General features: G+C 57.3%; 20 protein-coding genes. 10 read left to right on the top strand and 10 right to left on the bottom strand.

Annotated features, from left to right (window positions below; translation table 11 throughout):
• Positions 1-1,134: NAD(P)/FAD-dependent oxidoreductase (locus JO226_RS20515; RefSeq protein WP_296406856.1), on the bottom strand; the 1,134-nt coding region annotated here is incomplete at its 3' end.
• A gap of 229 nt (positions 1,135-1,363) precedes the next feature.
• Between JO226_RS20515 and pitA the strand changes: the two genes are divergently transcribed.
• Positions 1,364-2,860: an inorganic phosphate transporter PitA gene (gene pitA / locus JO226_RS20510; protein ID WP_296406854.1), complete on the top strand. Its 1,497-nt coding sequence runs from the start codon at positions 1,364-1,366 to the stop codon at positions 2,858-2,860.
• A gap of 50 nt (positions 2,861-2,910) precedes the next feature.
• Here the strand turns inward: pitA and uspB are convergent, their stop codons facing one another.
• Positions 2,911-3,246, bottom strand: coding sequence for a universal stress protein UspB (gene uspB, locus JO226_RS20505; RefSeq protein WP_013364296.1), 336 nt, complete (start codon positions 3,244-3,246; stop codon positions 2,911-2,913).
• Positions 3,247-3,544: 298 nt separating this feature from the next.
• Between uspB and uspA the strand changes: the two genes are divergently transcribed.
• Together uspA and dtpB are read left to right on the top strand one after the other, a co-directional pair.
• The gene (uspA, locus tag JO226_RS20500; RefSeq protein WP_013364295.1) at positions 3,545-3,982 is read left to right on the top strand and encodes a universal stress protein UspA; all 438 of its coding nucleotides are present in this window, start codon (positions 3,545-3,547) and stop codon (positions 3,980-3,982) included.
• A gap of 252 nt (positions 3,983-4,234) precedes the next feature.
• On the top strand, positions 4,235-5,707 hold the full coding sequence (dtpB, locus tag JO226_RS20495) for a dipeptide/tripeptide permease DtpB (protein WP_296406850.1): 1,473 nt from the start codon (positions 4,235-4,237) through the stop codon (positions 5,705-5,707).
• Positions 5,708-5,757: 50 nt separating this feature from the next.
• Here the strand turns inward: dtpB and rsmJ are convergent, their stop codons facing one another.
• From rsmJ to JO226_RS20480, 3 genes are all read right to left on the bottom strand, one after another.
• Complete coding sequence (gene rsmJ / locus JO226_RS20490; protein WP_296406848.1) at positions 5,758-6,510, bottom strand: 16S rRNA (guanine(1516)-N(2))-methyltransferase RsmJ; 753 nt, start codon at positions 6,508-6,510, stop codon at positions 5,758-5,760.
• Between the two features lie 8 nt (positions 6,511-6,518).
• Positions 6,519-8,561: an oligopeptidase A gene (gene prlC, locus JO226_RS20485; RefSeq protein ID WP_296406846.1), complete on the bottom strand. Its 2,043-nt coding sequence runs from the start codon at positions 8,559-8,561 to the stop codon at positions 6,519-6,521.
• Positions 8,562-8,648: 87 nt separating this feature from the next.
• Complete coding sequence (locus JO226_RS20480) at positions 8,649-9,920, bottom strand: phosphatase PAP2 family protein (protein WP_296406844.1); 1,272 nt, start codon at positions 9,918-9,920, stop codon at positions 8,649-8,651.
• 188 nt (positions 9,921-10,108) lie between these two features.
• On the opposite strand from JO226_RS20480, the gene JO226_RS20475 reads away from it, so the two are divergent.
• The 3 genes from JO226_RS20475 (at position 10,109) to JO226_RS20465 (ending at position 12,832) form a co-directional block, all read left to right on the top strand.
• A complete protein-coding gene (locus tag JO226_RS20475) occupies positions 10,109-10,951 on the top strand; it encodes a 23S rRNA (adenine(2030)-N(6))-methyltransferase RlmJ (protein WP_296406841.1) in 843 nt (280 codons plus the stop codon).
• 71 nt (positions 10,952-11,022) lie between these two features.
• Positions 11,023-12,375: a glutathione-disulfide reductase gene (gorA, locus tag JO226_RS20470; protein ID WP_296406839.1), complete on the top strand. Its 1,353-nt coding sequence runs from the start codon at positions 11,023-11,025 to the stop codon at positions 12,373-12,375.
• A 211-nt stretch (positions 12,376-12,586) separates the two neighbouring features.
• Positions 12,587-12,832 (top strand): hypothetical protein, encoded by a 246-nt coding sequence (locus JO226_RS20465; RefSeq protein WP_296406837.1) that lies wholly within the window; start codon positions 12,587-12,589, stop codon positions 12,830-12,832.
• Between the two features lie 6 nt (positions 12,833-12,838).
• On the opposite strand, the gene JO226_RS20460 is transcribed toward JO226_RS20465, so the two are convergent.
• The 3 genes from JO226_RS20460 to JO226_RS20450 form a co-directional block, all read right to left on the bottom strand.
• Entirely contained in the window at positions 12,839-13,930 is a 1,092-nt protein-coding gene (locus tag JO226_RS20460; RefSeq protein ID WP_296406858.1) for a serine hydrolase, read from the bottom strand.
• A 223-nt stretch (positions 13,931-14,153) separates the two neighbouring features.
• Positions 14,154-15,740, bottom strand: coding sequence for an STY4199 family HEPN domain-containing protein (locus tag JO226_RS20455; protein WP_296406835.1), 1,587 nt, complete (start codon positions 15,738-15,740; stop codon positions 14,154-14,156).
• A 210-nt stretch (positions 15,741-15,950) separates the two neighbouring features.
• Positions 15,951-16,709: an SDR family oxidoreductase gene (locus JO226_RS20450; RefSeq protein WP_296406834.1), complete on the bottom strand. Its 759-nt coding sequence runs from the start codon at positions 16,707-16,709 to the stop codon at positions 15,951-15,953.
• A gap of 118 nt (positions 16,710-16,827) precedes the next feature.
• On the opposite strand from JO226_RS20450, the gene JO226_RS20445 reads away from it, so the two are divergent.
• The 3 genes from JO226_RS20445 (at position 16,828) to JO226_RS20435 (ending at position 20,332) form a co-directional block, all read left to right on the top strand.
• The gene (locus JO226_RS20445; protein WP_296406832.1) at positions 16,828-17,727 is read left to right on the top strand and encodes a LysR family transcriptional regulator; all 900 of its coding nucleotides are present in this window, start codon (positions 16,828-16,830) and stop codon (positions 17,725-17,727) included.
• An 84-nt stretch (positions 17,728-17,811) separates the two neighbouring features.
• Positions 17,812-18,747 (top strand): inner membrane protein YhjD, encoded by a 936-nt coding sequence (yhjD, locus tag JO226_RS20440; protein WP_296406830.1) that lies wholly within the window; start codon positions 17,812-17,814, stop codon positions 18,745-18,747.
• 262 nt (positions 18,748-19,009) lie between these two features.
• Positions 19,010-20,332, top strand: coding sequence for an MFS transporter (locus tag JO226_RS20435; RefSeq protein WP_296406828.1), 1,323 nt, complete (start codon positions 19,010-19,012; stop codon positions 20,330-20,332).
• Positions 20,333-20,379: 47 nt separating this feature from the next.
• On the opposite strand, the gene pdeH is transcribed toward JO226_RS20435, so the two are convergent.
• Positions 20,380-21,153, bottom strand: a complete 774-nt coding sequence (gene pdeH, locus JO226_RS20430) for a cyclic-guanylate-specific phosphodiesterase (protein ID WP_296406826.1) — start codon at positions 21,151-21,153, stop codon at positions 20,380-20,382.
• Positions 21,154-21,389: 236 nt separating this feature from the next.
• On the opposite strand from pdeH, the gene JO226_RS20425 reads away from it, so the two are divergent.
• Positions 21,390-22,319 (top strand): sugar kinase, encoded by a 930-nt coding sequence (locus JO226_RS20425; RefSeq protein WP_296406824.1) that lies wholly within the window; start codon positions 21,390-21,392, stop codon positions 22,317-22,319.
• Positions 22,320-22,366: 47 nt separating this feature from the next.
• Here JO226_RS20425 and JO226_RS20420 read toward each other — a convergent pair whose 3' ends face one another.
• On the bottom strand, positions 22,367-23,860 hold the full coding sequence (locus JO226_RS20420; protein WP_296406823.1) for a pitrilysin family protein: 1,494 nt from the start codon (positions 23,858-23,860) through the stop codon (positions 22,367-22,369).
• Between the last annotated feature and the right edge of the window lie 151 nt (positions 23,861-24,011).

Genomic DNA, 24,011 nt, shown 5'->3' with positions numbered 1-24,011 from the left:
GTAACCGCCGAGCCAGCCGGTCACGTCCATCACCTCGCCGATAAAGTACAGCCCCGGCGCCTTGCGGGCTTCCATGGTGCGCGACGACAGCTCATTCGTATCCACACCGCCGAGCGTCACTTCGGCGGTGCGATAGCCCTCGGTGCCATTCGGTTGTACACGCCAGCCGGTTAACGTCTCGCACAGTTGCTGCTGTTCTTTGCTGTTCAGCTGTTTGAGCTGCACGTCCGGGATCTGCCCTAGCTGCTGCAAGCACTCTACCAGCCGCTTCGGCAGCTGCATCGACAGGGTGTTTTTCAGACTCTGGTTTGGGTGCGCCGCGCGCTGTTCATCAAGGAAGCCGTCGAGGTCGCAGTCCGGCAGCAGGTTGATAGTGACGAACTCACCGGGCTGCCAGTAGCTGGAGATTTGCAATACCGCCGGGCCGGAAAGACCGCGGTGGGTAAAGAGCAGGTTTTCCCGAAATACGGTGTCATCATGAGCGGTAATGACCGACGGCACGGAGACGCCGGAGAGCACCTGGAGCTGCTCCAGCAGCGGTTTATGCAGGGTAAACGGCACCAGCCCCGCACGGGTCGGAAGCACCTTCAGCCCAAACTGCTCGGCGATTTTATAGCCAAACGGCGACGCGCCCAGCCCTGGCATCGACAGCCCGCCGCTGGCGATAACCAGCCGCGTTGCCGTCACGGTCTCGCCGTTCAGCTGTAGCGTATAGCCGTCGTCATCGCGCGCAACGCTGAGAATTTCGCTGCGCAGACGGGTAGTGACGTTGCCTTTTTCGCATTCGTCCACCAGCATCGACACGATTTGCTCGGCGGAATCATCGCAAAACAGCTGGCCGAGGGTTTTCTCATGCCAGGCGATACCATACTTACCCACCAGGTCAATAAAGTCCCATTGGGTGTAACGCGCCAGCGCCGACTTACAAAAATGCGGGTTCTGACTAAGATATGCGGCGGGTTCGACATAAAGGTTAGTGAAGTTACAACGACCGCCCCCGGACATCAGAATTTTACGCCCCGGTTTTTTGCCGTTATCCAGCAACAACACTCGCGCCCCGGCCTGCCCCGCCTGCGCTGCACAAAACATTCCCGCCGCGCCCGCGCCGACCACAATGGCATCAAACCTTTCCACACACCGTTCCTCTCGTCTTGAATGTCGGGAATTGTAAATTTTCCCAAACGGTACGACTACTGAGAATTTTCCTTTCTCAGGCATTTCATTGATAGATATAGGATAATTCTTGACGTACGTTTTCGGAGTCCGAACAAAAATCAATAAAAGTCTATATTTCTCTTTGCCCGCACCGCATTTGTCCTGGATAATGCGCCGCGTTCATGTCCCCCAAATGGCGTAACGTCCTATGCTACATTTATTTACTGGCCTGGATTTGCATACCGGGCTTTTGTTATTGCTTGCTCTGGGTTTTGTTCTGTTTTATGAGGCCATCAACGGCTTTCATGATACTGCAAACGCAGTCGCAACCGTCATCTACACCCGCGCGATGCGTTCGCAAGTGGCGGTGGTTATGGCGGCGCTGTTCAATTTCTTTGGCGTGCTGTTAGGTGGCCTGAGTGTAGCCTATGCCATCGTGCATATGCTACCAACAGACCTTCTACTGAACATGGGCTCTGCGCATGGTCTCGCCATGGTCTTTTCGATGCTGCTGGCAGCGATTATCTGGAACCTCGGAACCTGGTATTTCGGCCTTCCGGCATCAAGCTCACACACCCTGATCGGCGCTATCATCGGTATTGGTTTAACCAATGCGCTGATGACCGGCACCTCCGTGGTTGATGCGCTGAATATCCCGAAAGTTATCGGTATATTCGCGTCGCTCATCGTCTCTCCTATCGTCGGCCTGGTGGTTGCAGGCGGTCTGATTTTCCTTCTGCGTCGTTACTGGAACGGGACCAAAAAACGTGCCCGCATCCACCTGACGCCAGCAGAACGTGAAAAGCAGGACGGCAAGAGAAAACCGCCGTTCTGGACGCGTATCGCCCTGATCCTGTCCGCCATCGGCGTGGCATTCTCTCATGGCGCTAACGATGGTCAGAAAGGTATCGGCCTGGTCATGCTGGTGCTGATCGGCGTCGCGCCGGCAGGTTTCGTGGTCAATATGAACGCCACCGGTTACGAAATCACCCGTACCCGTGATGCCGTGAATAATGTCGAAACCTATTTCCAGCAGCGCCCGGACCTGCTCAAGCAAGCAACGGGCGTTGAACAGCTCCAACCGTCAGCCACACCAGGCGTTGCGACGCAGACCGAGTTCCACTGCCACCCGTCTAACACCATCAACGCGCTTGAGCGTGCGAAAGGGATGCTGGCGAACGTCGAGAGCTACGACAAGCTGTCCATCGAACAGCGCGGCCAGCTGCGTCGCATCATGCTGTGCATCTCCGATACCACCGACAAAGTGGCGAAGCTGCCTGGCGTAAGCGGCGACGATCAGCGTCTGCTGAAGAAACTTAAAACCGACATGCTGAGCACCATCGAGTATGCGCCGGTCTGGATTATCATGGCCGTAGCGCTGGCGCTGGGTATTGGTACGATGATCGGCTGGCGTCGCGTGGCGACCACCATCGGCGAGAAAATCGGTAAAAAAGGCATGACCTACGCGCAGGGGATGTCCGCACAGATGACCGCTGCGGTATCTATCGGCCTGGCAAGCTATACCGGTATGCCGGTGTCCACCACCCACGTTCTCTCTTCCTCCGTCGCGGGGACGATGCTCGTTGACGGTGGCGGCCTGCAAAGAAGAACCGTGACCAACATTCTGATGGCCTGGGTCTTCACCCTGCCCGCCGCGATTGTCCTTTCAGGCCTCCTGTACTGGTTAGCGCTGAAAGTCATCTAAGCGAGCAACGCGAAAAACGACGGGTCAGGAAACTGGCCCGTTTTTTTTGCTTAATGCCAAATCATTAAGCCTATCAGGCTGACAACGACCAGCCCGCACAGTGCACTCGTCAGGATGAACTGGCGGCGCACACGCTCACAGCGGCGAATAAACTCATCGTCATGATGATCGCGATAACGCTGCGCGTAGATGTACCACACCAGGCGCATCTGTTTACCGGGTTGACCATGGGAAGTAAAAAAACCTCCGCCATCTACGTACTGATAGAGCAAGGGATCGCAACCACGCAGCACGACTAACAGGGCACGCAATGATGAGAAGTAGCGCGCCATATTCACTACACACACGACACACAAAGCCCAAAACAGCGCGACAGTGCTTACCATACCTCCTCCCCGGCGACCCACCCACGGAGACTCCTCCGGGGCTACCGCTCCCCCGATAACCAACAGACAATTCAGTCAAAGAGTGAGAATCCGATCACAATAACGCTTTCGATCGGTTCATTAAATAGTGTAGGAGATCCGTTAATTTTTTTGCTACAAGGTTAACCGTTATCAATAGTCGAAACGGAAAATTTGTTTAACTAATTGGTGATCAAGGTACATTGACGTAGCTTGTAGGTCGTTTTAAGGTTGAATTGTCTACAATTGGTCATTAACCACTTAAGGAAGGAGTAACACTATGGCTTACAAACACATTCTTATCGCGGTAGACCTCTCACCAGAAAGTAAAGTACTGGTAGACAAAGCCGTTTCTATGGCTCGCCCCTATAACGCGAAAGTTTCCCTGATTCATGTCGATGTGAACTACTCCGATCTCTACACCGGTTTAATTGACGTAAATCTGGGCGATATGCAAAAACGCATCTCCGAAGAAACCCACCACGCGCTGACGGAATTGTCCACCAACGCGGGCTATCCAATCACCGAAACCCTGAGCGGTAGCGGCGACCTGGGTCAGGTGCTGGTTGATGCAATTAAAAAATATGACATGGACCTGGTCGTCTGCGGCCATCATCAGGATTTCTGGAGCAAGCTGATGTCCTCTGCCCGCCAGCTTATCAACACCGTTCACGTCGACATGTTGATCGTTCCGCTGCGCGACGAAGAGGAAGATTAATTCTTCTCCCTGTCGGTACAACTTAACGCCCGCTTTTGCGGGCGTTTTTCGTTTTTACAACCTGCTCACAAATACAATATTTTGATAGATTGAAAACAATTAGTGTGATCAGCCAGTTGTTTCACTATCATCCAATCTAATAATCTACACTGGCAATTTATAACAGCATTGTATTTCAACAATGGCATCTTCTTCGCACATTTCTACGCGAATGCGCATACTTTTTTGGGTTGGTAAATAAGGACGAAAAACATGAATACATCCCCCTCCGCGGGCTTACTGCAGCAGCCGCGGCCGTTCTTTATGATTTTCTTTGTCGAACTATGGGAACGGTTCGGCTATTACGGCGTTCAGGGCATCCTGGCCGTCTTTTTCGTCAAACAGCTGGGGTTCTCCCAGGAGCAGGCGTTTATCACCTTCGGCGCCTTTGCCGCGCTGGTCTATGGCCTGATCTCGCTCGGGGGGTTCGTCGGCGACCATCTGCTCGGCACCAAAAGAACGCTGGTGCTCGGCGCCATTGTGCTGGCTATCGGTTATTTCATGACCGGTCTTTCGCTGCTCAAGCCTGAGCTGATTTTCTTTGCGCTCGGCACCATTGCCGTCGGTAACGGGCTGTTTAAAGCCAACCCGGCGAGCCTGCTTTCTAAATGTTATCCGCCGAAGGACCCGCGTCTCGACGGCGCGTTTACCCTGTTTTATATGTCTATCAACATCGGTTCGCTGCTGTCGTTATCACTGGCCCCGGTGATTGCCGAGAAGTTTGGCTATGCGGTGACCTATAACCTGTGCGGCGCCGGGCTTATCGTCGCCCTGCTGGTCTATTTCGCCTGCCGCGGCATGGTAAAGGATATCGGTTCTGACCCGGATCACCGGCCGCTGAACGTCAAAAACCTGCTGATGGTGCTGGCTGGCACGGTCGTCGCGGTGTTTATCTGTGCCTGGCTGATGCATAACGTCAAAGTGGCCAACCTGGTGCTGATCGTCCTCTCCATCGTGGTGACGATTTTCTTCTTCCGTGAAGCGTTCCGTCTCGACAATACCGGCCGCAACAAAATGATCGTCGCGTTTATTCTGATGATTGAAGCGGTGTTGTTTTACATTCTGTACGCACAGATGCCCACCTCGCTGAACTTCTTCGCCATCAACAACGTGCATCATGACATTCTCGGCATCACCATTAACCCGGTCAGCTTCCAGGCGCTGAATCCGTTCTGGGTGGTGGTCGCAAGCCCGGCGCTGGCGGCTATCTACACGCGTCTTGGCAACCATGGTAAAGACCTGTCGATGCCGATGAAATTCACCCTCGGCATGTTTTTGTGCTCCCTCGGCTTCCTGACCGCCGCGGCCGCAGGGCTGTGGTTTGCCGACCCGCAGGGGCTGACGTCGCCGTGGTTTATCGTGCTGGTGTATCTGTTCCAGAGTCTGGGAGAGCTGCTGATTAGCGCCCTGGGGCTGGCAATGGTCGCCGCGCTGGTGCCGCAGCGTCTGATGGGCTTTATTCTCGGGATGTGGTTCCTGACTCAGGCCGCCGCGTTCCTGCTCGGCGGCTATGTCGCTACCTTCACGGCGGTACCGGAAAACGTTACCGACCCACAGCAGACGCTGCCGATTTATACCAACGTCTTCAGCAAAATCGGTCTTGTGACGCTTGCCGTCACTGTGGTGATGGCCATTCTGGTACCGTGGCTCAACCGGATGATTAATACGCCAGCCACCAATCAGTAACGTGGCGCTATCCGCCCCTCTCCTTCGCCAGAGAGGGGCGAAAAAGGGCTTTACTCCGCCGTCCCCGCATAAATATCAAACCGATGTCCTTTGGTCACCACCGCATTAACGGTCGCGACATCCGCCAGCGGCGGCGCATAGTCCGGCCGCTTCACCACCACGCGTTTGGTCGCCAGTCTGCGGGCAGGCTCCAGCAGGCCATCCGCGTCGAGGTCCGGCCCCACCAGCGACTGAAACACCCGCATCTCTTTTTTCACCAGCGCGCTTTTCTGTTTATGGGGAAACATCGGGTCGAGGTACACCACCTGCGGACGCGGGGTAATATCGGTGAGCGCCGTCAGGCTGGAAGCATGGATAAGCTGCAGACGCTCCTGCAGCCATGGACCGATCTCCGGGTCGGCATAGCCGCGACGCAATCCGTCGTCGAGCAGCGCCGCTACCACCGGATTTCGCTCCAGCATGCGCACATGACAGCCGACGGATGCCAGCACAAACGCATCTCGTCCGAGCCCGGCGGTCGCGTCCACCACATCGGGCAGATAACTACCCTTAATGCCGACCGCTTTCGCCACCGCCTCGCCGCGGCCGCCGCCGAATTTACGCCGGTGCGCCATCGCGCCGCCGACGAAATCGACAAAGATGCCGCCAAGTTTGGGTTCGTCGCGCTTACGCAGCTCAAGGTGCTCCGGCGTCATCACCAGCGCCATCAAATTGTCATCGTCCTGCTCTAACCCCCAGCGGGCGGCCAGAACAGAGAAGGCGCCGTCTCCGGCGCCTGTTTCATCTACTAAGCAAATCTTCACGCAGGATCTCAGCCTTTAATTCCGTAGTGCTCAAGCATTGCATCCAGGTGCGGCTCGCGCCCACGGAAGCGCTTGAACAGCGTCATCGGCTCTTCGGAACCGCCGCGGCTCAGAATGTTGTCGAGGAAAGACTGTCCGGTCGTGCGGTTGAAAATCCCTTCCTCTTCGAAACGGGAGAAGGCATCCGCCGCCAGCACGTCGGCCCACAGGTAGCTGTAATAACCCGCCGCATAGCCACCGGCAAAGATGTGGCTGAAGGCATGCGGGAAGCGGCCCCATGACGGCCCCGGCACCACAGCGACCTGCTTTTTAATCTCGGCCAGGGTATCAAGGATTTTCGCCCCCTGCGCCGGGTTGTACTGCGCATGCAGGCGGAAGTCGAACAGGCCGAACTCCAGCTGGCGCAGGATAAACATCGCCGCCTGATAGTTCTTCGCCGCCAGCATTTTATCCAGCAGCGCCTTCGGCAGCGGTTCGCCAGTTTCATAGTGACCGGAGATAAACGCCAGCGCGTCCGGCTCCCAGCACCAGTTTTCCATAAACTGGCTCGGCAGCTCGACGGCATCCCACGGAACCCCGCTGATACCGGAAACACCGGCGGTTTCCACGCGGGTCAGCATGTGGTGCAGACCGTGGCCAAACTCGTGGAACAGGGTGATCACTTCATCATGGGTAAACAGTGCCGGTTTGCCGTTGACCGGGCGGTTAAAGTTACAGGTCAGGTAGGCGACCGGCTTTTGCAGCGTGCCGTTGGCTTTACGCATCTGGCCGACGCAGTCGTCCATCCATGCGCCGCCGCGTTTGTGTTCGCGGGCATACAGGTCGAGATAGAAGCTGCCGCGCAGTTCATTATTTTCGTCGTATAGCTCGAAGAAGCGGACTTCCGGGTGCCAGACGTCAACATCGGTGCGCTCTTTCGCGGTAATTCCATAAATGCGCTTAACGACTTCGAACAGGCCGTTAACGGCTTTGTTCTCCGGGAAATAAGGGCGCAGCTGTTCGTCGCTGATGCTGTACAGATGCTGCTTCTGCTGCTCGCTGTAGTACGCGATGTCCCACGGCTGCAGCTCATCAACGCCAAACCCGGCTTTCGCATACGCGCGCAGTTGAGCCAGCTCTTTTTCGCCCTGCGGACGCGCGCGTTTGGCCAGATCGGTCAGGAAGTCCAGCACCTGCTGGGGGTTCTCCGCCATTTTGGTCGCCAGCGACTTAAAGGCGTAGCTTTCAAAGCCCAGCAGTTGCGCCAGTTCGTGGCGCAGCGCGAGGATCTCTTCCATCACCGGGCTGTTGTCCCATTTCCCGGCGTTCGGCCCTTGGTCGGAAGCGCGGGTGGTGTAGGCGCGGTACATCTCTTCGCGCAGCCGCCCGTTTTCGCAGTAGGTCATGACCGGCAGGTAGCTTGGAATATCGAGCGTCAGCAGCCAGCCTTCCTGCTCTTTCGCTTCGGCCTGCGCTTTGGCGGCCGCCAGCGCGCTTTCCGGTATACCGGCCAGCTCGGATTCGTCGGTAATCAGCTTCGTCCAGCCCATGGTGGCATCGAGGACGTTATTGCTGTACTGGTTGCCCAACTCGGACAAGCGCGCGGCGATTTCGCCATAACGCTTCTGCTTCTCTTTCGGCAGACCAATACCGGACAGTTCAAAATCGCGCAGCGCGTTATCCACGGCTTTCTTCTGCGCCAGGTTCAGCGCGGCGTAGTTGTCCCCGTCGCGCAGATCGCGGTATGCGTTGTACAGCCCTTCGTGCTGCCCCACCCAGGTGCTGTATTCGGACAGCAGCGGTAGCGTCTGCTCATAGGCTTCGCGCAGCTCAGGGCTGTTTTTTACCGAGTTTAGATGGCTGACCGGGGAGAACATTCGACCCAGGACATCGTCAACTTCCGCCAGCGGCTGGCAGAGCGTCTCCCAGCTGTACGGCGCGCCCTGTGCCACGACCTGCTCCACCGCAGTACGGCAGTCATCCAGCGCTTTGGTGACGGCGGGGACGACATGTTCCGGCTTGATGGCGGAGAAAGGCGGCAACTCAAAAGGCGTCAGTAATGGATTGGTCATAAGCGCTGTCCTGTTGAAAAGAGTGAATCAGGCGCGTATTCCGGCGCCTGTCGATGAAATGTAGCATGGGGGTAAGTGTAGAGGATTTCAATGGGCATGCGTCGCCGTAGACCAGGCGGCAGAGAGATCCAGACGCTGCCAGAACTGCTGTTCCGGCGTCGAGCCGGAAAGCGGGTACCCCGCCGGAATCGCGGTTTTCACCATCAGCGCGCGACGCTGGGCGGCGGAAAGCTGCGGCAAGGCGCTCTCCAGCAGCACCTCGGCGCCCTCTGGCGCCACAAGCGCCTCCTTCTCCCCTTGCTGTTGCGGCAACGCGTAGGTCATGGTGAAGCGGTAGAACGTCTGCATCGCCGGGTCACGGTACGGATCGTTTTTGCCGTCAGTTTTTGCACACTGGGTCAGCGGCATGCCGCACTCTTTTTCCAGCGCGCTGCGTAGCTGATCGCGGGCTTCGTTAAACAGCGCGCGGTATTTCGTATCATTCAGATAGTGCGCCACATTGCTTTGCGCCACCATGCGCGACCCTATCACGTCCAGCGGATAGTGTACGCCGAGCACAATACGCGAGTAGCCGTAGCGCGCCCCGCGCGTCACCAGCGCCTCGTAGCGTTCCGGCAGCATCTGCGCCATCAGCAGCGCGTCGGTGTACCCGGTGTTGCTGTGGCCGCTCGGGAACGAACCGCCGTCGGCGGTGTACGGCGCATTGTCTTTCACCACCGTGTCGTCAGGCACCAGGTGAATGGTATTGCCGTTGACGAGGAACGGACGAGGGTTATTGAAATGCTTCTTCGCCGCCCCTGTACTGACTTCGCTGGCTTTAATCAGCGCTGCCGCTTTGCCGATTTCCCCTTTGTCATAGGCGGTGATAAACGCCTTGCCCAGGCGCGGCCCCAATGCATCACTGAGGAAATAGAGGTAGCTTATCCCTTCGGCATCCGCCAGCGCCTGCTGGCGCGTGGCCGCTATCGCGTCACGGTTGATGGCGGTGACGGTCGCCAGGTTTGCCGCCAGCACCGGCGACGGCAGCGTGGTGAACGTCGAAAGGAGGTCAATCCCCGCCTGCTGTCGGGCTTTGGTCTGGAAATCATACCCTCGGGCCTTCAGCCACGCGGTATCCGCAAGCGTCGTGGACTGCGTCGAATGCGCCACCTGGTCGCGGCGCAACGCTGGCGAGTCGCCTTTCAGCGCATTGCGCAGCGCCGCCAGTGACTGACTTTCCAGCGCATTGTATGACGCGCCGGGGGACGCGGGCGTCACGCTATTGGCAATGGCCGCCGCCGCGTTCAGCGGGACTTCTTTTGCCAGCGACGGGAGCGCGAAAAACAGCGACGCCGCCAGCAGCGTAAGACGTATTTTCATTTTTTATTCCTTTTATTCAACCAATTACCTTGCCATTCCTCGACGCTAGCGCCGGTAATTGACCGTTTTATGACACGGTTATGTTTAGACACGCTTTTCTCACGTCGTGGACAGACGCCGCGCATCAGCGGTAATCCATCGCAATCTGCGGTAAACTGTCGGCATCGTTTTTAATTTCGGAACTCCTGATGCTCAGTTATCGCCACAGCTTTCACGCCGGCAACCATGCCGACGTCCTCAAACACACCGTCCAGAGCCTGATCATTGAAGCGCTGAAAGAGAAAGATAAACCGTTTCTCTATCTCGACACCCACGCGGGCGCCGGGCGCTATCAGCTGAGCGGTGAGCACGCGGAGCGTACCGGCGAATATCTGGAAGGCATCGCCCGCGTCTGGCAGCAGGACGACCTGCCTGCCGAGCTTGAGCCTTACATCAGCGTAGTCCAGCATTTCAACCGCAGCGGTCAGTTGCGCTACTACCCGGGTTCGCCGCTGATTGCCCGCCAGTTGCTGCGCGAGCAGGACAGCCTGCAGCTGACCGAGCTGCACCCGAGCGATTTCCCGCTGTTGAAATCCGAATTCCAGAAGGATGAGCGCGCCCGTGTGGAAAAAGCGGACGGCTACCTGCAACTGAAAGCCAAACTGCCGCCGGTCTCGCGTCGCGGACTGATCCTTATCGATCCGCCGTACGAGATAAAGACCGACTACCAGGCCGTCGTCTCCGGCATCAGCGAAGGCTATAAGCGCTTTGCGACCGGCACCTATGCGCTCTGGTACCCGGTAGTGCTGCGCGCGCAGATCAAGCGCATGATCAAGGACCTCGAAGCGACCGGAATTCGTAAAATCCTGCAGATTGAGCTGGCGGTGCGCCCGGACAGCGACCAGCGCGGCATGACCGCATCCGGCATGATTGTCATTAACCCGCCCTGGAAGCTGGAAGCACAGATGAACAACGTGTTGCCGTGGCTGCATAAAACGCTGGTCCCGTCCGGCACAGGCCACACTTCCGTTAGCTGGATCGCACCTGAGTAATCGCAGCCATCGGTGGAACCTTTTAATACCCGGTATACAATCGCGGCAATCAACGATTAAGGATAGAAGCTATGACTAAGCATTATGACTACATCGCAATCGGCGGCGGCAGCGGCGGCATCGCCTCCATCAACCGCGCGGCTATGTACGGCCAGAAGTGTGCGCTGATTGAAGCGAAGGAACTGGGCGGCACCTGCGTCAACGTCGGTTGCGTACCGAAGAAAGTGATGTGGCATGCGGCGCAAATCCGCGAAGCGATTCATCTGTACGGCCCGGACTATGGCTTTGACACCACCATCAATCACTTTGACTGGGATCGCCTGATCGCCAGCCGTAGCGCCTACATTGATCGTATCCATACCTCGTACGACAACGTGCTGGGTAAAAATAAGGTGGATGTGATCCACGGCTTCGCCCGTTTTGTCGATGCGAAAACCGTCGAGGTGAACGGTGAAATGATTACCGCCGACCACATCCTGATCGCCACTGGCGGCCGTCCGAGCCATCCGAATATTCCGGGCGCGGAATACGGTATTGATTCCGATGGCTTCTTCGCGCTGCCAGCGCTGCCAAAGCGCGTGGCAATCGTCGGCGCTGGCTATATCGCGGTTGAGCTGGCAGGCGTCATTAACGGCCTGGGCGCGCAAGCGCATCTGTTCGTGCGTAAACACGCGCCGCTGCGCAGCTTTGACCCGCTCATCATCGAAACGCTGGTTGAAGTGATGAATGCCGAAGGCCCGCAGTTGCACACGCACTCCGTGCCGAAAGCGGTGGTGAAGAACGCCGACGGCAGCCTGACGCTTGAGCTGGAAGATGGCCGCAGCCAGACCGTTGACTGTCTGATCTGGGCCATTGGCCGCGAACCGGCCAACGACAACGTCAACCTGGCGGTAACCGGCGTTAAAACCAACGAAAAAGGCTATATCGTCGTCGATAAGTTCCAGAACACCAACGTTTCGGGGATTTACGCCGTAGGCGATAACACCGGCGCCGTTGAGCTGACCCCGGTTGCCGTGGCGGCAGGTCGTCGCCTGTCCGAGCGCCTGTTTAACAACAAGCCGGAAGAGCATCTGGATTACAGCAATATCCCGACCGTGGTCTTTAGCCACCCGCCTATCGGCACCGTCGGTTTAACCGAGCCGCAGGCGCGCGAACAGTACGGCGACGAGGAGGTGAAAGTCTACAAATCCGCGTTTACCGCCATGTACACCGCCGTAACCTCTCACCGCCAGCCGTGCCGCATGAAGCTGGTCTGCGTGGGCCCGGAAGAGAAAATCGTCGGCATCCACGGCATCGGTTTCGGTATGGATGAAATGCTGCAGGGCTTTGCGGTCGCACTGAAGATGGGCGCCACCAAGAAGGACTTCGACAACACCGTGGCGATTCATCCGACGGCCGCGGAAGAGTTCGTGACCATGCGTTAAGGCCTTCGCCTGTATCTCATCAAGCCCTGTGCCTGCACGGGGCTTTTTTTATTGCTCCCGCCACAGCGGCTTCCGCTATATTTAAAAGTAAACAAAATAACCGGATTTTACACACCAATTGCACCGACGCGTCTTCCTGCGACACGTAACAATACCGTTGGAATCTGACAGGTTCTTACGTTATTTCTTTATCTCTATCAGGTTGTTTATTATGAACAAAATCATTCTTTCTCTGGTCACCGCCGCGCTGTTGATGCCAGCCCTTTCCGCCCATGCGACCTATCAGGGCGAGCAGCGTCAGGACGCGCGTAATGTCCGTCAGGAAACCCGCACGCAGGGACGTGAAGAAAAGCGTGATTGCGTAGCCAGCAACAACAAAAGCAATGCGCAGTGCCGCCACGATAAACGTCAAAATCGCCAGACCGGTCGGCAGAATGCCCGCGATGTGAAGTGGTAGAAGAGGTTATTCGGACGCCTGATGCTGCAAAATCGCATGCCCGATGTAGTTGCTCCAGTTAAAGCTGTTTTGCAGCACCACCACGGCGTTCTGCTGCGCCCTATCAAAGCCGATATAGCTTGAGTAACCGCCGATATATCCCACCTGATACGTAATTTTCTGCGGGCCGTAGGTATCGGTAATCCAGGCGATATTCGCCGCCTCTTTCTGACGGGGATAATAGATCGCGTCAACGTCGGTAAACGCCTTGTCCAGCGCAGCGTTGCCCGTTGACGAGAAGTGCGCACGGGCGTACTCAATCAGATCCCGGGCGTCGCCGTACAGGTTAGCGGCGCCCACCATGTTATTGGTGAAGTGCCAGTCCGGGGTCAGCGCGCCGCGAGGTTTAAATTTCGGCTGATCGCCGGCATGCCCCAGCGCGCGCCGGGGAAATGCGCGCAGCGTCTGCGGTTCAAAGCTGGTATTTTTCATCGCCAGGGGCTGGAAAATCAGGCGCGACGCCAGCGTCTCAACGGACTCGTCGGTCTGGTATTTCAGGATATAACCGAGAATGGCGTAGCCGATGTTGGAGTACTGCGGCTCGCGCGTGACTGGCGCGTTGAAGGTGCTGAGATAGCGCAGCACGCTGTCGTCATCAAGGTCGTGATAGAAGTTTTCGCCATCGCTCAGATAGAACAACAAATGTTCCAGCGACAGCATGTTCATCGGCTGACGCGGCAGGCCCGACGTGTGCGTCACCAGCTGCAACAGCGTTATCCTTTTCGCGTCATCGCTAAGCGGCGTCCCCGGCGGCAACAGCGTTTGCAGGGTGTCATCCCAGCGCAGCTGTCCTTCATTGACCAGCAGCGTGAACACCTCCGCGGTTACGCCTTTGCTTAACGACCCCAGCGCAAACAACGTATCCGGCGTGATGGGATAGCGGTTTTTCGCATCGGTCACGCCGTAGCAGTGAAATTCTGCCGGGCCGTTGTGGCGAATCACCGCCACCACCATGCCGCTGACCTGCTGGCTTTGCATATAGCGGGTGACGAAAGCCTCCACCGGGAGCCGTTTGCCGCTCTGCGCGACCTGGCTTGTCTCACTGGAAGGCGCGCTCATTTGCGAAAGCGTGCCGGCGCATCCGGTAACCAGCGTCGACGCTATCAGGACGGGGAATAACGGCCTGTTCACACTACACCTTCCTGCTGCACGCGACCGAAAATGACGCGATAAAAAAGAGCTAAATCATAGCGATATTCACACGTCGTTGCAAAGTGAAAGCGCCGGGCAAACGAGGCGGAATGTCGCTGCCTGCCTGGCCGGTATGGCGGGCCCTGACCCGTTAGCGGATCACGTCATAAATCGCGGACTGCACTGACAGCGTTTTTTTGTTCTGCGCGTCAGGTTGCGCCTCGAGGCGTTGTTTCGCCTGTGCGACGCTGATGCGCTGGCGCTCAACGACCGCAGGCGTGGTGCAGAACGCTTTCAGGTACGATTTACGCACCGCCGTCATCGTTTCGCCGTTAGTCATGGCGTGGCTCAGGGTGTTGATAAAACGGCGGCACGGTTTCGGTTCATCCATTTGCAACGTGTAGCGCAGCAGCAACTCCAGCACCTCGTCATATTTTGCCGACTGCGCCTGCTCGGTCCAGGCGAGCTGCCAGGTCATACCGCCCTGCATAAACAGCGACGTGACGTTGGTATCGTTGCGATCGATAGCGACGCGCAGACTATTGACGTCCCAGCCAATGCCGAGGTTCGCCAGCTTTTCGCGCGGCGACGGCAGTTCGCGTTCCGGCGCGTCGGACGACTCGCGAAACCCGATGTTTGCGGAATGACCCGCCGGCGGATCGCTAAACAGCCAGATCCCGCCGAACGCCATCGCCAGCACAAACACACCGACGACACCCCATAGCACGCCGGAAATCAGCTGGTCCCGGTCTTCCGGGCTGCGTTTTTCCCGTCGCTGCGGTGGTTCAATGCCTTCGCGCACCGGCAGGTTGTCACCGCCAAGCGCGCTATCTTTTGCCCGCGCCGTCTCCCAGAAGTGGCTGAGTTCGCGGCTGTCGACCGCCATAAACGATGCCGGATTGACCTGGGTACGCCCCTGTTCGAACGCCCGCTGGACGGGCCCGGTTATCTGCTGCTGATAGTCATCCAACAGCGCCATTTCCACGGTGGTCAGCGGACGCCCGGCAATCATGGCGTTACGCATCGCCCGGCAGTCATCAAGGAAAGCATGCAGCGTCACGCGCTGTTCGGCCAGAAACGTCAGCGACGCGGCGGAGTTAAATAACGGCGAGTAGTGGCGGGCAAAGGCCTTTTTATCCACCACCAGTAGCGCCAGGTCGCTAAAACGCATGCCGGATAACACGTCTCCCGCCTCGCTGTTGGCAAGCCAGCGGCGTACGCTGCTGGCGCCGAACTGCAGCTTAAGATCGTTGTGCAGGCGGGTCGTGTCCGGCTCCGCCTGGCTAATCAGGGCCTTTAACGTCAGCGCGATAGCGCGCATCTGCCGCTGAGCCTGCTCCTGGCGGGCATCGCCCTCTTCGCCGAGGATAGAGGGATATTTCAGCAGCGGCTGCCGGTGGCGGACAGACTCCAGCGCGACCACAAAACGCAGGACGGCAATCCGTTGATTGTCGCTTATCGGCTGACCGCGATCGTAAACCGGCACTACCTGCTGGAGGTGACGCAACTGGAGAGTGAAATCGCTGAGTTCGGCGTCATTGAGGTTCAGGCGCCGGGCGACACTCCCCCAGCCGCCCAGATTCAGGCGCGCCTGCTCAAGCTGCTCGAGAAACCAGCGCGGATCTTTTGCCTCTGCGCTATGGATGTTCAGCAGCAGCAAAATCTCCACCGCCGCCTGACGAATAATGCCAAGACAGTGTTCAAACTGTTCAATGGGTTGATGCGACGCAGCATGCATCCCGGGGTTCCTTTCACCAGATAAACCCGCTCACCGGGCAAATTTATGTTTTTTTTCTTTTTTTTAGAGGAGTACCCCCTGAGCTTACCGTAGGGGCAACATGGGTCATCGGAATAAAAGAGAGAGAAAAGCGGGGGATAACAGACGATAGCGATCGTGCGCCCTCACCCGCTGTGCGAAAGCACAGAGCAAGGGCGCCGCACCGTTTTTTTACAGGAACATTCCGCCTGACACTTCAATGCGCTGAGCGTTCATCCAGCCCAGCTCGTCGCTGAGCAGCGCGACGATCGCCCCGCCAATATCGTCCGGCAGCCCGGCGCGCCCCAGCGCGGTTTGCGAGGCGACATAGCGGTTCAGCTCCTCGTTATCACGCAGACGTCCACCGCCAAAATCCGTTTCGATAGCGCCAGGCGCGATGATATTCACCGAAATTCCGCGCGCGCCAAGCTCCTTCGCCTGGTAGCGGGTCAGCACCTCCATCGCCCCTTTCATCGCGGCATAAGCCGCATAGCCCGGTAACGCGAAACGCGCCAGCCCGCTGGAAACGTTGAGGATACGACCGCCATTTTTCATCAGCGGCAGCAGGCGCTGAGTCAGAAAGAACGGGCCTTTGAAGTGGATGTTCAGCAGCTCATCGAACACCGCCTCGCTGGTGTCGGCAAACGCGCCGTACAGCCCCACACCGGCATTGTTTACTAAATAATCAAAGGTATCGCGCTGCCAGAGATCGTGAAGCTGTCGCTGCACCTGAAGTGCAAAGGCTTCAAAGTGGGAAATGTCGGCAATATTCAGCTGTAATGCCGTCGATTTCACGCCAAGTTGCTCAATTTCGCGCACCACGTTTAGCGCATCCTGCTGGTTGCTGTTATAGGTCAGTACACTATGAATTCCCTTTGCCGCCAGCTTCAGCGCCGCATTTTTTCCTAATCCACGGCTACCGCCGGTAATCAAAGCAATACGTTGGGTCATAACTCACCTCATCTCGGGGATGTGAACGTTGAGAAAGAGCTTATTAGGTGATAAATAATCAATAAAGATGGTCAATTACGCTTCACTGTTTCAGCCTGAACAACAAAACGAGCAATCTATGGATAAAATTCACGCAATGCAGTTGTTCATTCGCGTGGCGGAACTGGAAAGTTTTTCACGCGCCGCGGACACACTGGGACTTCCTAAAGGTAGCGTATCGCGCCAGATTCAGGCGCTGGAAAACCACCTTGGCATCCGTCTGCTCCACCGCACCACGCGCCGTGTCCACCTCACCCAGGACGGCATGGTGTACTACGAGCGGGCAAAAGATCTGCTCAGCAACCTCGACGAGCTGGACAGTATGTTTCAGCACGATCCGTCCAGCATCAGCGGTCGGCTGCGGGTGGATATGCCGGTTGGGGTGGCGAAAAATCTGGTTATCCCAAAGCTGCCGTCCTTTTTGCAGCAGTACCCAGGTATTGAGCTGGAGCTGAGCAGCAGCGACCGGCTGGTCGACGTGATCCGCGAGGGGTTTGACTGCGTGGTGCGGATCGGCACGCTTAAGGATTCGGGGCTAATCGCCCGGCAGTTGGGCAAACTGACCATCATTAACTGCGCCAGCCCGGACTATCTGGCGCGTTTTGGCTATCCCGAACACCCGAACGATCTTGCCGGGCACGCGCTGATCCACTATTCGGCCAACATCGGCGTGCGCCCGCAGGGGTTTGAGATGGTGGTGGATAACGCGGCCCGATGGGTCAAAACCGGCGGCGTGCTGACGGTCAACAGCACCGAAACCTATCAGGCCGCCTGCCTGGCGGGGCTGGGGATTATTCAGGCGCCGCGCATCGGCGTACGCGACGCGTTACGCAGCGGTCGGCTGGTTGAAATCCTGCCGCAGTACCGCGCCGAACCGATGCCGGTCTCGCTTATCTATCCGCACCGGCGCAACCTGTCGCGTCGCGTACACCTGTTTATGGAGTGGCTCACCGGGATGTTAAAAGGCTACGTCGACTAAAACATCGCGAGTTTTCGCCGATTATCGACACCTTTAGGCTATAATTTGCAGACATCTCGCTGTAAAAGAAGGAAATCGTCGCTGATGACGCCGAAAGTCAATAATGCGCTAAAGAAAGCCACCGGAACGGCGCAGAAGGTACAGCGCCAGCCCATCATCGCCCACCTGCTACGCGCAACGGAGCGTTTTAACGATCGTCTGGGGAATCAGTTTGGCGCCGCCATTACCTATTTCTCGTTTCTGTCCATGATCCCCATCCTGATGGTCTCCTTCGCCGCCGCCGGTTTTGTGCTGGCGTCGCACCCGACCCTGTTGCAGGACATCTTCGATAAAATCCTGATGAACGTCAGCGATCCGACTCTCGCCGCCACGCTCAAAAGCACCATTAATACCGCAGTGCAGCAGCGTACAACGGTCGGGATCGTGGGGTTGCTTATCGCGCTCTACTCCGGAATCAACTGGATGGGCAACCTGCGGGAAGCCATTCGCGCCCAGTCCCGCGACGTCTGGGAACGTACGCCGCAGGATAAAGAGAAAATCTGGGTCCGCTATTTTCGCGATTTTGTCTCACTTATCGGCCTGCTGATTGCGCTGATCGTCACGCTGTCGATAACGTCCATCTCCGGCGCCGCCCAGCAGACGATTATCTCCGCCCTCTATCTCGACAACATCGAATGGCTGAAACCCGCCTGGCGGTTGATTGGTCTGGCGATTTCGATTTTCGCCAACTATCTGCTGTTTTTCTGGATCTTCTGGCGGCTGCCGCGTCAGCGTCCGCGCAAGAAAGCGCTGATCCGCGGTACTTTTATTGCCGCGATAGGGTTTGAAGCGATCAAAATGATCATGACCTGGACGCTGCCGACGCTGGTAAAATCCCCGTCCGGCGCGGCATTCGGCTCGGTACTGGGGCTAATGGCGTTCTTCTATTTCTTTGCCCGGCTGACGCTGTTTTGCGCCGCGTGGATAGCGACTGCCGACTATAAAGACGACCCGCAAATGCCGGGGGAGTCTCGCCCCTGACCGGACTATCGGGCTGAAATATCAGCCCACGCCATCTATTTAGCAGATAAATCCAGTACGTAACTTTTGTTTAACCAAAAACTGGTTTTATCTGCTATTTATAAATTTATGTGAAGCATTTCATAGAAGCGAAATCGTCAGTCTGAAAATTATCCGCTATTTGGCTGTTATTCACCCATCTCGCCCGCTTGTTACACATTGAAATATCACTTTTGCTGTGCGTAATATGGCCCTTCGTTCGCCTGAAAAATAAGAAAATAATATGCAAGCAACCACTACAACACTCGACAACGAAAGCGCCATCGCCCCGGTCAACTCGCGTAATAAGGTGGTCGTCGCCTCGCTTATCGGCACCGCTATTGAGTTCTTCGATTTCTATATTTACGCCACCGCGGCGGTCATCGTCTTTCCGCATATCTTCTTCCCGCAGGGCGATCCGGCGGCGGCGACGCTACAGTCGCTGGCAACCTTTGCTATCGCCTTCGTCGCGCGCCCGATAGGCTCGGCGCTGTTCGGCCACTTCGGCGATCGCGTGGGGCGCAAGGTGACGCTGGTCGCCTCGCTGCTGACGATGGGGATTTCAACGGTACTTATCGGCCTGTTGCCCGGGTATGAGACCATCGGTATTCTGGCGCCAATGCTGCTGGCGCTGGCGCGCTTTGGTCAGGGTCTGGGCCTTGGCGGCGAATGGGGAGGCGCCGCGCTGCTGGCCACCGAAAATGCGCCCGCGAAGAAGCGCGCGCTGTACGGCTCGTTCCCGCAGTTGGGCGCGCCTATCGGCTTCTTCTTCGCCAACGGCACCTTCCTGCTGCTCTCCTGGCTACTGACCGATGAACAGTTTATGAGCTGGGGCTGGCGCGTGCCGTTTATATTCTCGGCTGTACTGGTGCTTATCGGGCTCTATGTGCGCGTCTCCTTGCACGAAACGCCGGTTTTCGCCAAAGTGGCGGCGGCGAAAAAGCAGGTCAAAATCCCGCTGGGCACCCTGCTGAGCAAACACCTGCGCGTCACCGTCCTCGGCACCTTCATCATGCTGGCGACCTACACGCTGTTTTATATCATGACCGTCTACTCCATGACCTACAGCACCGCGGCGGCGCCGCACGGCCTGGGGCTGCCGCGTAATGAAGTGCTGTGGATGCTGATGATGGCGGTGATTGGTTTTGGCGTGATGGTGCCGATTGCCGGTCTGCTGGCCGACCGTTTCGGCCGTCGCAAGAGCATGATAACGATCACCACGCTCATCATTCTGTTCGGGTTGTTTATTTTCCAGCCGCTGCTGGGCTCCGGTAATCCGGGGCTGATTATGGCGTATCTGCTGATCGGCCTGAGCCTGATGGGACTGACCTTTGGCCCGATGGGCGCGCTGCTGCCGGAGCTGTTTCCGACGGAGGTGCGCTATACCGGCGCGTCATTCTCGTACAACGTCTCGTCGATTCTGGGCGCGTCGGTCGCGCCCTATATTGCGGCATGGCTGCAAGGAAACTGGGGCCTGGCGTATGTCGGCTACTATCTGGCAAGTATGGCGGTGCTGACGCTGATTGCGCTGGTGCTGACCCACGAAACGCGGCATCAGTCGCTGTAAAACACCTGAGCCCCTCACTCTGGCACGGCCGCGCGGCGTGAGGGGGCTCAGACCAGATTCAGCATCGCGTTTTCGAGCGTCGCAAGAGGAACCGGGCGGGACAGGAAATACCCCTGCGCCGCATAAGCCGGAGACTGCTGAACATCGCGCCACTCTTCAAGCGTCTCAATACCCTCCACAATCACGCCCTGACAATAACGGTTCATCAGTTGCAGCAGCAGGATAAAGAGATTGCGCCCTTCCGGGGTTTTCCGCAGCATAATGAACAGATCGCGCGCGACTTTGATGTAGTCGTAATGCACCTCGCTCAGAGCGGAAAAGTTCGCCATGCCGGTACCGAAGTCATCCAGCCACAGCGGGCCAAATTCGCAGATAGAGGCGATGGTGGAGTCCTGCGGCAGGCGGACATGCTCGACCAGCTCAAAGCGCAGCCAGGGCGTCGTCCTGATTTGCGCCAGCAGTTGCGGCTCCTGACGCATCGCCATCAGCGTCGGGCCGTCCACATTCACCGAGGCCAGCACGTCATTGTCTTTGAAGAACCCCTGCTTTTCGTTCAGCGCCGCCATCTGCTCCTTTAACACTTCGATACGCTGGCGAACCGCAACCGCCGAGAAGTAGCGGTCAGGGGCGATCCGCTGGCCTGGGTGATCAGGATGGGTGACCACCGTCAGCACCTCGATGGCCATCAGGCGACCATCGGTTCTGTAGATAGGCTGGTAAGTATAAGCACGCTCACACTCCAGCCAGTAGCGCCGCTCCTGCAGGCTTTCGAGACCTGGGTCGGGAATGCTTATCTGCTGGATAACCTGCTCTAACTTCATCTCAGCTGTCCTGTTGAAAGGGATAAATCCGTCGAAACTCGTCATTGGGTTATCGGCGGTGGCATTGAGAACTTTATGTTCAACGCCGCCATTTTCCGTATCTGTATCAGGAGAAAATAGAAGGAATACGCGCTAGCTCAAAAAAAATAATGGAACACTGTTTTAATATGATTGACCATAAAATTCTCACAGCGCAAACTAGCGCTACTTTTTGCATCAGAACCGGGTTGAAGACTATGTCCAGGAAAATTGCCGTGATCGGCGAATGCATGATTGAGCTGTCTGAAAAAGGGTCAGCGGTAAACCGTGGGTTCGGCGGAGATACACTCAACACCTCCGTGTACATCGCCCGCCAGGTCGACCCTGCTGCGCTGCACGTAGATTACGTGACCGCACTGGGCACCGACAGTTTCAGCCAGCAGATGCTTGAGGCATGGCAGGGCGAGCGTGTCGGCACCGACCTGATTCAGCGTATGGAAAACCGGCTGCCGGGGCTCTACTACATCGAAACTGACGATACCGGCGAGCGAACCTTCTATTACTGGCGCAATGAAGCGGCAGCGAAATTCTGGCTGGAGAGCGAACATTCCGCCGCCATTTGCGAAACGCTGGCGACTTTTGATTACCTGTATCTCAGCGGAATAAGCCTCGCTATCCTTAGCCCAGCCAGCCGCGACAAACTGCTGTCCTTGCTGCGCGAATGCCGCGCCAACGGCGGCAAAGTAATTTTCGATAACAACTATCGCCCGCGCCTGTGGGCCAGCCGAGAAGAGACGCAGCAGGTATACCAGCAGATGCTACAGTGCACCGACATCGCCTTCCTGACGCTGGATGACGAAGATGCCTTGTGGGGAGAAAAACCGGTCGATGACGTCATTGCTCGTACCCAGGCGGCTGGCGTGACGGAAGTGGTGATTAAGCGCGGCGCCGATTCCTGCCTGGTAGCGATTGCCGGCGAAGCGGTCATTGAGGTTCCAGCGGTGAAACTGCCGAAAGAGAAAGTGGTGGATACCACGGCGGCAGGCGACTCCTTCAGCGCGGGTTATCTGGCGGTGCGTCTGACCGGCGGCGATGCCGGGGCAGCTGCCGCGCGCGGCCACCTGACCGCGAGCACGGTCATCCAGTATCGCGGCGCGATTATCCCGCGCGAGGCGATGCCGGTTTAAGCCACGAGGCCCTCTTCCGCTCGGGAGAGGGCCTGAAGCAGTGGGAGTTACTGCGCTGGCGGAATATCTGTGACGTTCTGGCGCGCATCATCACTGACGGCAGGCGTCGCTGACGTGGTGGATTGCACCATCAGCTTGTCCCAAAGCGCCTGGAGATCCTTCATGTTATATTCCGGCTCCCCTTTCGGCTGCTGCAACACCAGCGCCATCTCCTGCGACAGCTGCTGGCGCAGATCCTGGTTGAGCTGCTCAAGGGTCAACGAACTGAGGAACTCCTGGCGCAGTTTCTGGTACTGTTCCGGCGCAATATCCACCACCTGATTTTGCAGCGAACGCATACGCTGGTTGATCAGGATATCGGTATTGGTGCGCGCATAGGTGGCAAACAGCTTCTTTAGCTCCAGATTCTTCTGCGCGATCAGCGCGTTAAACTCTTCTTCCGGCAGGCCCGTATCGCGAACCTTCGCCAGTTCGCGCGTCACCAGTCCCAGGTTGCTTTGGAGTTTCTCGGTCGGAGAGTCGACATTGATGGCGCACTGAGCGCGCAGGTACAGCACGCGGCAGTCAAAGCCGATGCCGATATCCTTCACGTTGTTTTTGCTCAGGTTCTGCTGCACGTGCCAGAACAACGCTTCACGCGCGAGGTCTGCTCGCCAGTAGCGCTGCAGCGCGGCGGAATCACGGATTGGCGTCCACGGGCCATCCCACATAATAGAAAGACGGTCCTGGCGCACGGCATCGGTCATAATACTGACAGCTTGCGGCGGCAGCGGCGCCAGCGCAGGCACTGCGGCAGGTGTTTCACGCTTGCCCTTCAGCTCGCCGAAGATTTTGTTGATTTGCTCAGACACGTTGCGGCTGTCGACGTTACCCACGACGATAAGCGTCATGGCGTCCGGGGTATACCATTTGTGGTAGAACGCTTTCAGTTGTTCCACATCGACCGGCTGCTTCAGCGGTTCCGCCGGGTCGTGCCCCAGCATGGTCGATCCTTTCAGGCGATAGCGCCACCAGCCCTCTTTCGGGTCCAGAGGCCAGGTCGCCACCATATCTTCGCCGCCCAGCGCATGGTTAACCGCTTCCTGGGTGACGTCCAGTTTGCCGTTGGCGTCGGCAAGCCAGGTCAGCGCCTCTTTCAGCAGGTCATTGCGGTTGTTCGGCAGGCTGAGGTTAAACTGGGTGAAATCATAGGAGACAACGGCGGGCGGCATCGGGCGCTGGGGGTCGATCCCCTGCTGCCACAGCGAGCGCGCCTGCATGGTCGGTAAACTGCCGCTCTGCGTTAACGCAAGGCGGGGAATAAAATGGCTGTAGCCGCTCTGGCGCGCGCTTTCACTCAGGGCGCCGATGTTGATTTGAAGGCGGATCTCAACACGATCGCTGGGACGCTGAGGCGTTGACAACACCTGCCACTGGAGACCATTTGCCAGTGTTCCCTGTTGCCATGCCGGGTCTGGCTGGAGCGCTTCTGCCTGCGCGTAGCCAGCCGTTGCCATCATCAGCAAACCGCCAGCAACGAGTCGAATTTTTGTGCCCTGCATGTGAACCCCTGATCAACAATCCTGGTTATAAAAACAACTCATTATCAAAATGATGAGTTAAATACGTCGGTTAGACCGTACAAACGACAAAAAGTCACACGTTTGCCGAAAAATAACGTCAATTATGCGCAGGAGCCCGCAGTCCATCAAG

The organism is Pluralibacter sp. (assembly GCF_019237635.1).
GTDB lineage: Bacteria > Pseudomonadota > Gammaproteobacteria > Enterobacterales > Enterobacteriaceae > Enterobacter_B.
Note: the sequence above shows the minus strand (reverse complement) of the source record. Positions and strands in the feature narration are given on the sequence as shown.

Bases quoted from the DNA above. Each gene is read 5' to 3' on its own strand.
- dtpB (WP_296406850.1), top strand. From the start codon at position 4,235: ATGAATACATCCCCCTCCGCGGGCTTACTGCAGCAGCCGCGGCCGTTC.
- JO226_RS20480 (WP_296406844.1), bottom strand. From the start codon at position 9,920: ATGAAAATACGTCTTACGCTGCTGGCGGCGTCGCTGTTTTTCGCGCTC.
- JO226_RS20455 (WP_296406835.1), bottom strand. From the start codon at position 15,740: ATGCATGCTGCGTCGCATCAACCCATTGAACAGTTTGAACACTGTCTT.
- yhjD (WP_296406830.1), top strand. From the start codon at position 17,812: ATGACGCCGAAAGTCAATAATGCGCTAAAGAAAGCCACCGGAACGGCG.
- JO226_RS20435 (WP_296406828.1), top strand. From the start codon at position 19,010: ATGCAAGCAACCACTACAACACTCGACAACGAAAGCGCCATCGCCCCG.
- pitA (WP_296406854.1), top strand. From the start codon at position 1,364: ATGCTACATTTATTTACTGGCCTGGATTTGCATACCGGGCTTTTGTTA.
- JO226_RS20420 (WP_296406823.1), bottom strand. From the start codon at position 23,860: ATGCAGGGCACAAAAATTCGACTCGTTGCTGGCGGTTTGCTGATGATG.
- JO226_RS20475 (WP_296406841.1), top strand. From the start codon at position 10,109: ATGCTCAGTTATCGCCACAGCTTTCACGCCGGCAACCATGCCGACGTC.
- JO226_RS20460 (WP_296406858.1), bottom strand. From the start codon at position 13,930: ATGAGCGCGCCTTCCAGTGAGACAAGCCAGGTCGCGCAGAGCGGCAAA.
- JO226_RS20425 (WP_296406824.1), top strand. From the start codon at position 21,390: ATGTCCAGGAAAATTGCCGTGATCGGCGAATGCATGATTGAGCTGTCT.
- gorA (WP_296406839.1), top strand. From the start codon at position 11,023: ATGACTAAGCATTATGACTACATCGCAATCGGCGGCGGCAGCGGCGGC.
- pdeH (WP_296406826.1), bottom strand. From the start codon at position 21,153: ATGAAGTTAGAGCAGGTTATCCAGCAGATAAGCATTCCCGACCCAGGT.
- uspA (WP_013364295.1), top strand. From the start codon at position 3,545: ATGGCTTACAAACACATTCTTATCGCGGTAGACCTCTCACCAGAAAGT.
- JO226_RS20465 (WP_296406837.1), top strand. From the start codon at position 12,587: ATGAACAAAATCATTCTTTCTCTGGTCACCGCCGCGCTGTTGATGCCA.
- uspB (WP_013364296.1), bottom strand. From the start codon at position 3,246: ATGGTAAGCACTGTCGCGCTGTTTTGGGCTTTGTGTGTCGTGTGTGTA.
- JO226_RS20445 (WP_296406832.1), top strand. From the start codon at position 16,828: ATGGATAAAATTCACGCAATGCAGTTGTTCATTCGCGTGGCGGAACTG.
- JO226_RS20450 (WP_296406834.1), bottom strand. From the start codon at position 16,709: ATGACCCAACGTATTGCTTTGATTACCGGCGGTAGCCGTGGATTAGGA.
- prlC (WP_296406846.1), bottom strand. From the start codon at position 8,561: ATGACCAATCCATTACTGACGCCTTTTGAGTTGCCGCCTTTCTCCGCC.